Source organism: Vibrio sp. EA2, from assembly GCF_033042495.1.
Lineage (GTDB): Bacteria > Pseudomonadota > Gammaproteobacteria > Enterobacterales > Vibrionaceae > Vibrio.
The window spans coordinates 69,675-78,801 of sequence record NZ_JAWLID010000014.1; the positions used below are offsets into that span (position 1 = coordinate 69,675).

Genomic DNA, 9,127 nt, shown 5'->3' on the forward strand with positions numbered 1-9,127 from the left:
ACTACTGCTGAACAGACCAAGGATGAGGGGCATGAATCGCATTTTTCGCAACGTTTCCAGCATTATGTTTCCGTTACTGCTCTCCTTCACTGCAGCAGCAAACGCTGACGCTAAACCGCTCGCAGTCAAAGCGGATGCCCCACAAACCTATGTGGTAGTGAAAGGCGATACCCTGTGGGACATTTCGGCGATGTACCTGGACAGTCCTTGGTTGTGGCCCCGCTTGTGGCAAATTAATCCAGAGATAGACAATCCACATTTGATTTATCCCGGTGATAAGTTGTCTCTGGTATGGATTAACGGTCAACCGGTTCTGAGCTTAAAGCCCGTTAAAAAACTGAGTCCACAGGCTCGAATTACCGAAAAAAAGGCTGTGCCGACGGTTGCGGAAGGTCTGGTGATGCCTTATCTCAGTTCTGACCGGTTAGTAGATAAAGAGACGCTCGACAATGCAGTCAAAGTGATGGGCAGTTCCAAAGGCAGTCAGTATTTGACTGCAGAAGATGTGCTGTACATAAATGGTGAGCAAACAGCAACGGAATGGGCGATTTACCGCTCGGTCGAGACTTTCTCTCGTGAAGATGTTTCACAGGAAATTACCGCATTGCGCTTGATCGCAAAAGGGGAGTTGGTGGATGCATCTGGAGAGTTTTCAGGATTAAAAATTACCGAACAGTTGCAAGAAATTCTCCGTAATGACATCGCCTTACCAAATCAAATGGTAGAGAGTGGCGAGTTTTCCATGACGTTCTATCCCCTTCCTGCGCCGCAGGGTAGCGCTGCGAAGCTCCTGGGAAATATCGAAGGTATTCGCTTCAGTTCAACCAATCAGGTTGTTGTTATTGATAAAGGGACGGCGGATAAGCTGAAACAAGGCAGTGTGTTTGACCTCAAAGAAGACGCTCATCCGGTTGCTAAAGATGGCGATGGCTTCCAAAAAGAGGTGGGTTTATTCGATAAAGCAATTATTCTGCCCCAAAATAAAGTGGGTGAACTGCTGGTGATCCGTCCTTATCAATATTTCAGCTTAGCGTTGATCACTAACAGTACTAAACCAATTAATAACGAGGTAACCGTTGTTTCGCCTCTTTATGAAATTCCTACCATAGATGAAACCACTCAATGAGAATGACCTTGTTGCCTGGCTAAAGCTGAGTTGCTTGCCAGGCATAGGCGGGGTCAAGCTTAATAAGTTACTTGCTAAAGACACGCCTCGAAACATCATCAACTCATCTCATGAATACCTGCAGCGCCTTGGACTAAGTCAGAAGCAACTTCAGGCTTGGACGTCAGCCGATAAAGAAGTTGAAGCTTGCCTCAATTGGAAAGAGCTGGCTTCGAATCACCATATTCTGACTTTAGATGACCCGCTTTATCCTCCGCTACTTAAACAGATTGTTGCACCGCCGCCGCTGTTGTTTTTGCAAGGCGATCCTACGTGTTTATCTCAGCCTCAGATTGCTATGGTGGGAAGCCGTAACGCGAGTGTTGACGGATTGCATTATGCTCGTCATTTTTCTGCAGATTTCGTTAGTAATGATCTTATTGTAACCAGTGGATTAGCTTTGGGCATTGATGGTCATGCGCATGACGGAGCGTTGCAAGCGGGAGGAAAGACGATAGCAGTTCTTGGTTCTGGCTTGGCACATATTTATCCAGCCCGGCACCGTAGGTTGGCGCAGCGCGTCGCAGAGAGCGGTGCACTGATTTCAGAATTTCGCCCCAATGCGAAACCAAGGCCGGAACACTTTCCACGTCGCAACCGAATCATCAGTGGGTTATCTCTGGGGGTGTTCGTTGTCGAAGCGGCAGAGAAAAGCGGTTCTTTAATTACGGCGCGTTATGCGCTTGAGCAAGGTCGAGAAGTGTTTGCTCTGCCTGCTTCTATTAATGCGAAAAATGCCAGTGGCGGAAATCATTTGATTCGCAATGGTGCTTGCCTCGTAGAAAAGACAAAAGATGTACTCGATGAAATACAGTCATTGCTTGATTGGTCTGTTAATCAGACCTTAGATTTATTTTCTACGCTAAATGATGAAGAAGAATTGCCATTTCCTCAGCTGTTAGCTAACGTAGGAAATGAGGCTACACCAGTTGATATTCTTGCAAACAGGACCAATATACCTGTCCAGGAAGTCATGATGCAGCTCTTAGAGCTTGAGCTCTCAGGGCATGTTGTTGCAGTTTCAGGTGGCTATATTCGAAAGGGGAGGGGCTAGCTATGATGATGGATATACTGATGTATCTATTCGAAACCTACATCCATAGCGATGCAGAGTTACAGGTCGAACAAGACGAGTTGGAAGATGAGTTGCTTCGTGCAGGCTTCCAGCAAAAAGATATCTACAAAGCCCTTGTCTGGTTAGAAGAGCTTGCCGCACTGCAGCAAAGTGAAACATCTTCTGCGATATCGGCTTGTAGTGCATCGTCATCGACTCGTATCTACACAGCGAAAGAGATGCAGCGTTTGGATCTAGAGTGCCGAGGTTTTTTGTTATTCCTTGAGCAAATTAATGTTCTGACGACAGAGACTCGTGAGATGGTGATTGATCGAGTGATGGGCTTGGAAACAAACGAATTTGAGCTTGAAGACCTCAAATGGATCATTCTGATGGTGCTGTTTAATGTACCGGGTAATGAAAACGCTTATACGTTGATGGAAGAGCTGTTATATACCAAGGAACAAGGGATCCTTCACTAAGCCTCATTCCGGCAAGTTCGAGTTCCATTGGATGTGAACACGAACTTACCTATTTGGTATGTCTTTCAAGTAAACGGTAAGTATGAGTAGTAAAATCGACAACAGCCTTTTCTCTGCCCATGAACATGCGCTTGAACATGAACCGTGTCCAAAGTGCGGGGCAGAGCTGGTCCTTAAGCACGGTAAGCACGGTCCATTCCTTGGCTGTAGCCAGTATCCAGGTTGTGATTACATCAAAGCACTGCATAGTAACGATGGTCACATCGTCAAAGAGTTAGGTGTACCTTGCCCTGACTGTGGCAATGAGTTGGTGTTGCGCCAGGGACGTTATGGCATGTTTGTCGGGTGCAGCAGTTACCCGGCTTGTCATCATATTGAGTCGATTAACCAGCCAGAGCCAGAAAAAAAATCACAGGAACAGCATGCTTGCCCTGAATGTGGCAAAGGTCATTTAGTCGAGCGCAAGACACGCTTCGGCAAAACATTTTACGCCTGTGATAATTACCCAAAGTGTAAGTTTGCTGTGAACTTACCGCCGGTCAAAGGTCGTTGCGAAGCGTGCGGTTTTACATTGCTGGTTGAAAAGAAGCTCGCCAGCGGGGTGAAGTTGCAGTGTGCTAACCGTAAGTGTCAGCATACGCAAGCCCAGTAAACGAAACTACCAATTAAAAAGGGTCGCATGATGCGACCCTTTATTGTTTTTAGCTTTATTCTAAGCTTGAGATTGCTTGGCAAAACCCTGCACGGCAGGGAAAGCCTCTGCATCCAGTACATTGCCTAACGCACATAGTCTGCGATGAAGTTCGCCTGGGTAGTCTCCACACACATTAATGTGGCCCATCTTGCGTCCTGGACGTTTCTCTTTGCCATACCAATGAATATGGCAACCATCCATTGCTAACACGGCTTCTGGCAAAGTGTCTTCACCGAGAATATTAACCATCGACGTTTCACGAACCAGTTTCGTGCTGCCTAGTGGCAAACCACAAACCGCGCGCAAATGGTTTTCAAACTGACAAGTTTCCGCACCTTGCTGTGTCCAGTGACCTGAGTTATGAACACGTGGCGCGATCTCATTCACCAATAAAGTGCCATCAACATCGAAGAACTCTAGGGCTAATACGCCAACATAACCCAGACTTTCTGCAACCGCAGTAAACATCTGCTTGGCTTGAGTTTGAAGTTCTGGTTCATCAATGGCGGTAGAAAGGCTCAGTACACCATCAGTGTGCACGTTCTCTGCCAGTGGATAAACTTCAATGCTACCATCTTTACCGCGAGCACCAACTAAAGATACTTCACAGTTAAATGGAACAAACTCTTCAGCCACTATAGCTTGGGTTGGTGTTGCTGCGATGCACTCGGCCATTTCCGTCCAGATAGCGTCTACCTGAGAAGCTTCTTTCAAGCGCCATTGACCTTTACCATCGTAACCGCCTAATGCACTTTTCAGTACCATCGGCATACCAACGTGTTCAATCGCACGCTCAAAATCTTCACGTGTTTCAATCACGTAGTATTTCGCATTACGCACGCCAGCATTGTCGAGCAGGGCTTTTTCAAGACGACGGTCACCGCCAGCCTTGATCGCTTCGGTACTCGGAAGGAACTTTCCACTCTCTTCACAGATGTCGAGTACATCGTGAGGGATATGCTCGAATTCTGCTGTGATCACATCAACTTGCTCAATGGCATTTTCCAGACCATGACCAAGCACATGTTGAGTAAGAGGGTGAACGATATTGCCGCTACCCACATCGTAAGCAGAGATTTGAATATTCAGTGGTGCACCAGCCAGCGACATCATACGAGCCAACTGACCAGCTCCTAGAACCAGTACGTGCATCCGATTAGTCCTCAGCTGGGTTTGGGTTAGCCAGTACCGTTTCCGTCTGTTCGTTACGGAATGCTTCTACCTTCGCCATGATGCTTTCATCATGCGTACCCAGGATTTGTGCGGCCAGGATACCTGCGTTTGCTGCACCTGCTTCGCCAATCGCCAACGTACCCACTGCGATTCCTTTTGGCATTTGTACGATAGATAGTAGAGAATCCATACCTTTCAGTGCACGTGACTGAACCGGAACCCCAAGTACTGGTACGCTGGTGAATGCCGCTGCCATACCTGGCAGGTGAGCAGCGCCGCCTGCACCTGCGATGATTACTTTGATGCCGCGCTCTTTCGCACTGCTTGCGTAATCAGCCAATAGTTGAGGAGTACGGTGAGCTGACACCACTTTTGTTTCGTAAGACACGCCAAATTGATCCAGCATGTCCGCTGCTAGTTTCATGGTTGGCCAATCTGATTTAGAACCCATGATGATACCGACTTTCATCTCAAACTCCTTCAAGCTGCAAAATTAGGTGAGCTGATAAATTTGTGCGCATTATACGGGGATTTTTATCTCAAGCAAACGTTTGCGCGCCTTTGTAAATGCTATTGATACATTTTATAAAAAAATTGCTTTAGTCTCTGAGAATGAATCTTTGTACACTTAGGCACAGAGAAAATAATACAGTCAGATAATCAGGAAGTCATCGGTGGATAACTTTGAACAGGTGCTCAATGCACTACAGCAAGGCGAAGTGATTGCCTATCCAACAGAAGGTGTTTTTGGCGTTGGGTGTGATCCCGATAACCCAGAGGCAATCCAAAAGCTGCTGGAACTAAAACAGCGTCCGGTAGAAAAGGGGCTCATTCTTATTGCTGCCAGCTACGATCAGCTATTACCTTACATTGACGAGTCTCAGCTGACGCAAGCGCAGTTAGATAAAGTTCATGCCACCTGGCCTGGTCCTTACACTTGGATCATGCCTGCGAGCGATAAAGTCTCCAACTGGGTTTCAGGACAGTTTGATTCAATTGCAGTTCGTGTGACTGATCATCCTTTGGTGCAAAAGATGTGTAATGCATTCGGAAAGCCGTTAACCTCTACCAGCGCGAATCTTTCCGGCTTGCCGCCGTGTATGACGACGGAAGAAGTCGAGCAGCAGCTGGGTGATAAGCTGGTGGCGATTCTTCGTGGTGAAACCAGCGGTCGTGATAAGCCAAGTGAAATTCGTGACGCCAAAACCTCGCAAATATTAAGACAGGGCTAACCCTGCTTACCAGCCTTCAAATAGGTACCAGATAATAGGTAATAACGTATGTCAGCAATCGATAAGCACGCCGTAAAGCAGTTCCTGATATCGCTTCAGGATTCTATTTGCCAGCAGTTAGAACAAGAAGATGGAAAGGCCGTCTTTGTCGAAGATGCATGGCATCGTGAGCCGGGCGAGCGTCTTGGTGGTGGTGGTCGTTCACGTGTTCTGCGTGATGGCGACGTGTTTGAGCAAGGTGGAGTGAACTTCTCTCATGTAGAAGGTAAAGAAATGCCAGCGTCAGCAACAGCGCATCGTCCTGAATTGGCGGGGCGCCGTTTTGAAGCGATGGGAGTCTCTTTGGTTATTCACCCTAAAAACCCGTATGTGCCGACGTCACATGCCAATGTGCGCTTCTTTATCGCAGAAAAAGACGGAGAAGATCCGATCTGGTGGTTCGGTGGTGGCTTCGACTTAACGCCGTTCTATCCTTTCGAAGAAGACTGCCAGTCATGGCACGATACCGCGAAGGCCATCTGTGCCCCATTTGGTGATGAAGTTTATGCCGAACACAAAGCGTGGTGCGATAAATACTTCTTCCTTCCACATCGAAACGAAACTCGTGGTGTAGGTGGCTTGTTCTTTGATGACTTGAACTATTGGGAGTTCGACAAATGTTTCGATTACATCAAAGCGGTGGGCGAAGGCTTCTGTGAAGCATATCTGCCAATCGTTGCGCGACGTAAAGACATTGAATTTGGCGATCGAGAGCGAGAGTTTCAGCTCTACCGTCGTGGCCGTTATGTTGAGTTTAACTTAGTCTACGACCGTGGCACCTTGTTTGGTTTGCAAAGTGGTGGACGTACGGAGTCGATTCTTATGTCAATGCCGCCACTAGCACGCTGGGAATACAGTTATCAGCCTGAAGCAGGGACACCTGAAGCCGAGCTATACGAGCGATACCTAAAACCACGTGACTGGTAAGCGCTGAATCTCCTTTTCTATATAGAAAGATAGTGATAGGGTCATCTGTAATCAGGTGGCCCTGTTTTTCTCTATATTAAGGTAAGGAATAAAGGTAAGGAAATGACTCAGCAAGTTGATCGCTATGCGGTGTTTGGTAATCCCATCGGGCACAGTAAGTCGCCATTTATTCACACACTCTTTGCTCGCCAAACGAATCAATCACTGACTTACACCGCCGAATGCGCGCCAGTTGATGGGTTTCTTGAAGCCGTGAACGTGTTTTTTGCTGAAGGTGGTAAAGGCTGTAATGTCACTTTGCCTTTTAAAGAACAGGCGTTTCAGTTTGCCACTCGTTTGACTGAGCGTGCTCAACTTGCCGGAGCAGTCAATACACTCAAGAAGCTTGATGATGGTGAAATCATCGGTGACAACACCGACGGCGCAGGTCTGGTACAAGATTTACTTCAGCATCAAGTGGTTTTAGAAGACGCTCGTATCCTTATCATCGGTGCTGGTGGCGCTTCTCGTGGTGTAATCCTTCCTTTACTTGAGCAAAAGCCTGCTGCTTTGACGGTGACCAACCGTACCTATTCTAAAGCTGCAGACTTAGCCGCTCTGTTTTCAGATTATGGGCCAGTGACAGCGAAAGAGATGAACAGTATTACTCAAGAATACGACGTCATTATTAACTCAACGTCAGCTTCGCTGAGTGGAGAACTTCCTGAAATATCGTCCGCTATCTTTGCTCCCAACAGCACAAGCTATGACATGATGTATGGCGGCGGTGATACCAAGTTTAACCAATGGGCTAAAGAACATGGTGCAGCTCAAGCTTATGACGGTTTAGGGATGTTGGTCGGTCAAGCGTCAGAAAGTTTTATGCTCTGGCGTGGTTTGCGTCCTGGCGCTAAACAGATTTTACGTGAGCTTAGAAAAAACCTTGAAGGTCAGTAATCGATGAATCAGTCCATTTTGTTCCCAGATATCCAGTCATGGGATGAATCATCACAATCAGTAAACTTTCCTGCGCAGCAATCTGGCGCACTGATCGAATGCTATGTAACCAAGCAGAAGTTAGCAAAAATGAGCGGTTCGAACGTGGAAGGTGAACAACAAGCCTTAGAGGCATTTATAGCCTGCCGGTTTGATCTGGAAGAAATAGCTGAAGAATTAATAGAAGATGAAGCCTTCGATGAAGAAGGCCACATTGTTATAGAATAATTAGCCAATGACTTTTACTTCATTTAAGTAGTCATTTTTATTCTGTACGTAGTTATCTGAAGACTTCTGTAAAAAGGCGCGCTCCTTTTCTGAAAGAGGGCGTGCTTGCTTTACCGGACTACCAACATAGAGATAACCGCTTTCTAACACTTTTCCTGGTGGTACTAAGCTGCCAGCGCCAATCATCACTTCAGACTGAATGACCACGCCATCTAGAACAATCGCTCCCATCCCCACTAATACGCGATCGTGGATCTCACAACCATGCAGCATGACCTTGTGACCGACAGTGACATCATTACCAATAATCAGTGGATAGCCGTTTGGGTTTTCCTGATTTTTGTGCGTCACGTGTAAAACACTGCCATCTTGAATATTTGTACGCTCGCCGATGTGGATATGATTAACGTCACCACGTGCAGCAACTAATGGCCAAACGCTAGAATCGTCCCCAATGACGATGTCTCCGACTAAAACAGAGGTTGAATCGACGTAAACACGCTCGCCAAGCTGAGGCTGTATACCTTTATAACTTCTTATTGAACTCATTTTTTCTCCTTATCATGGGCGATTAAAGGGTATATAGGGGTAGTAGAGTAGTAAAAATTCACCTTTTAGAATAAAAAATACTCAAACGACAAGTAAATCAAAAAAAACGTGAAAAAGGTCTTGCCAATGTGATCGCAATCTCTATAATGCCACCTCGCTGACACGGCAACGCTTCGAAAGAAACGAGCCAGGGTTAGCAAGCCAAATTAGCCAAGCGGAAACGCTTGAAAAAAGTTTGAAAAAAGTGATTGACACTAAACTTTAACTCGCTAAAATGGCCGTCCGATTTGAGCGAGGCTCAATAGGAAAGCTCTTTAACAATATAGACCTATCAATCTGTGTGGGCACTCGTTGATGATAATCCAATTAACTACTTCGGTAGTAAATTAGGTTTCAATGAACTGAGTGACCAATCGAGATTAAGTTTACTTAGTCTTGGCACAGTCAATTCATTATCGTTCTGTTGGAACGATAATAGCTTTAAAATTACATTAGTAGTTTTGAAGTCAGTATTCATTGAGCCGACAAAATCTTAAATTGAAGAGTTTGATCATGGCTCAGATTGAACGCTGGCGGCAGGCCTAACACATGCAAGTCGAGCGGAAACGA

General features: G+C 46.3%; 11 protein-coding genes and 1 rRNA gene. 9 read left to right on the forward strand and 3 right to left on the reverse strand.

The window, feature by feature from the left end; all coding sequences use genetic code 11:
- Positions 1-31 precede the first annotated feature (31 nt).
- The 4 genes from RXX31_RS20875 (at position 32) to RXX31_RS20890 (ending at position 3,353) form a co-directional block, all read left to right on the forward strand.
- Positions 32-1,126 (forward strand): LysM peptidoglycan-binding domain-containing protein, encoded by a 1,095-nt coding sequence (locus tag RXX31_RS20875; protein ID WP_317591621.1) that lies wholly within the window; start codon positions 32-34, stop codon positions 1,124-1,126.
- Complete coding sequence (gene dprA, locus RXX31_RS20880; protein WP_317591622.1) at positions 1,110-2,219, forward strand: DNA-processing protein DprA; 1,110 nt, start codon at positions 1,110-1,112, stop codon at positions 2,217-2,219. Before RXX31_RS20875 ends, dprA begins: the two co-directional genes overlap by 17 nt.
- Positions 2,220-2,221: 2 nt before the next feature.
- The gene (locus RXX31_RS20885) at positions 2,222-2,701 is read left to right on the forward strand and encodes a DUF494 family protein (RefSeq protein ID WP_269469170.1); all 480 of its coding nucleotides are present in this window, start codon (positions 2,222-2,224) and stop codon (positions 2,699-2,701) included.
- An 82-nt stretch (positions 2,702-2,783) separates the two neighbouring features.
- Positions 2,784-3,353 (forward strand): type I DNA topoisomerase, encoded by a 570-nt coding sequence (locus tag RXX31_RS20890; protein WP_317591623.1) that lies wholly within the window; start codon positions 2,784-2,786, stop codon positions 3,351-3,353.
- 60 nt (positions 3,354-3,413) lie between these two features.
- Here RXX31_RS20890 and RXX31_RS20895 read toward each other — a convergent pair whose 3' ends face one another.
- Positions 3,414-4,547, reverse strand: coding sequence for a 5-(carboxyamino)imidazole ribonucleotide synthase (locus RXX31_RS20895; protein WP_317591624.1), 1,134 nt, complete (start codon positions 4,545-4,547; stop codon positions 3,414-3,416).
- Positions 4,548-4,551: 4 nt separating this feature from the next.
- The gene (gene purE, locus RXX31_RS20900) at positions 4,552-5,037 is read right to left on the reverse strand and encodes a 5-(carboxyamino)imidazole ribonucleotide mutase (protein WP_140381076.1); all 486 of its coding nucleotides are present in this window, start codon (positions 5,035-5,037) and stop codon (positions 4,552-4,554) included.
- A gap of 205 nt (positions 5,038-5,242) precedes the next feature.
- Here purE and RXX31_RS20905 point away from each other — a divergent pair, with 205 nt between their 5' ends.
- The 4 genes from RXX31_RS20905 to RXX31_RS20920 all read left to right on the forward strand — a co-directional run bounded on the left by RXX31_RS20905 (position 5,243) and on the right by RXX31_RS20920 (position 7,969).
- Positions 5,243-5,800 carry an L-threonylcarbamoyladenylate synthase gene (locus tag RXX31_RS20905; RefSeq protein ID WP_014233380.1) on the forward strand — a complete coding sequence of 186 codons (558 nt, stop codon included), beginning with the start codon at positions 5,243-5,245 and terminating at the stop codon, positions 5,798-5,800.
- Between the two features lie 48 nt (positions 5,801-5,848).
- Positions 5,849-6,766, forward strand: a complete 918-nt coding sequence (hemF, locus tag RXX31_RS20910) for an oxygen-dependent coproporphyrinogen oxidase (RefSeq protein ID WP_317591625.1) — start codon at positions 5,849-5,851, stop codon at positions 6,764-6,766.
- A gap of 102 nt (positions 6,767-6,868) precedes the next feature.
- Positions 6,869-7,702: a shikimate dehydrogenase gene (gene aroE, locus RXX31_RS20915; protein WP_317591626.1), complete on the forward strand. Its 834-nt coding sequence runs from the start codon at positions 6,869-6,871 to the stop codon at positions 7,700-7,702.
- 3 nt (positions 7,703-7,705) lie between these two features.
- On the forward strand, positions 7,706-7,969 hold the full coding sequence (locus RXX31_RS20920) for a DUF1488 domain-containing protein (protein ID WP_317591627.1): 264 nt from the start codon (positions 7,706-7,708) through the stop codon (positions 7,967-7,969).
- Here RXX31_RS20920 and RXX31_RS20925 read toward each other — a convergent pair whose 3' ends face one another.
- Positions 7,970-8,518 carry a gamma carbonic anhydrase family protein gene (locus RXX31_RS20925; RefSeq protein WP_317591628.1) on the reverse strand — a complete coding sequence of 183 codons (549 nt, stop codon included), beginning with the start codon at positions 8,516-8,518 and terminating at the stop codon, positions 7,970-7,972.
- 534 nt (positions 8,519-9,052) lie between these two features.
- On the opposite strand from RXX31_RS20925, the gene RXX31_RS20930 reads away from it, so the two are divergent.
- A 16S ribosomal RNA gene (locus RXX31_RS20930) occupies positions 9,053-9,127 on the forward strand; the annotation flags it as partial.

Bases quoted from the DNA above. Each gene is read 5' to 3' on its own strand.
- RXX31_RS20875 (WP_317591621.1), top strand. From the start codon at position 32: ATGAATCGCATTTTTCGCAACGTTTCCAGCATTATGTTTCCGTTACTG.
- dprA (WP_317591622.1), top strand. From the start codon at position 1,110: ATGAAACCACTCAATGAGAATGACCTTGTTGCCTGGCTAAAGCTGAGT.
- RXX31_RS20885 (WP_269469170.1), top strand. From the start codon at position 2,222: ATGATGATGGATATACTGATGTATCTATTCGAAACCTACATCCATAGC.
- RXX31_RS20890 (WP_317591623.1), top strand. From the start codon at position 2,784: ATGAGTAGTAAAATCGACAACAGCCTTTTCTCTGCCCATGAACATGCG.
- RXX31_RS20895 (WP_317591624.1), bottom strand. From the start codon at position 4,547: ATGCACGTACTGGTTCTAGGAGCTGGTCAGTTGGCTCGTATGATGTCG.
- purE (WP_140381076.1), bottom strand. From the start codon at position 5,037: ATGAAAGTCGGTATCATCATGGGTTCTAAATCAGATTGGCCAACCATG.
- hemF (WP_317591625.1), top strand. From the start codon at position 5,849: ATGTCAGCAATCGATAAGCACGCCGTAAAGCAGTTCCTGATATCGCTT.
- aroE (WP_317591626.1), top strand. From the start codon at position 6,869: ATGACTCAGCAAGTTGATCGCTATGCGGTGTTTGGTAATCCCATCGGG.
- RXX31_RS20920 (WP_317591627.1), top strand. From the start codon at position 7,706: ATGAATCAGTCCATTTTGTTCCCAGATATCCAGTCATGGGATGAATCA.
- RXX31_RS20925 (WP_317591628.1), bottom strand. From the start codon at position 8,518: ATGAGTTCAATAAGAAGTTATAAAGGTATACAGCCTCAGCTTGGCGAG.